Here is a 247-nt window from a genome sequence, read left to right on the forward strand (position 1 = left end):
GTGTTTCGGGGCGGGCCTATAAAGGCGGACTGAAGCCACGAGGCAGCCTGCCGCACTGGACCACACCAGAGGCGCGGGAACAATGCCACGCGCTGCACCGGACGATACCGGACGGAAGGGCGCGCTACCCGGACCTGACCATCGCCACCAGTCTGATGTTACGCACGGCATTCAGGATGCCGCTGCGTCAGGCCGAAGGCCTGATGGTATCCGTGATCAGCGTGATGGGACTAACGCTCGACGGCAG

At 64.4% G+C, this 247-nt stretch carries 1 protein-coding gene; it reads left to right on the plus strand.

The genetic code is table 11. From position 1 onward, the window contains the following. Positions 1-247, plus strand: a 247-nt coding sequence (locus SB679_RS25695; RefSeq protein ID WP_410705198.1) for a transposase, incomplete at both ends; no start/stop codon positions are given.

The organism is Chryseobacterium sp. SIMBA_029 (assembly GCF_046535275.1).
GTDB lineage: Bacteria > Bacteroidota > Bacteroidia > Flavobacteriales > Weeksellaceae > Chryseobacterium.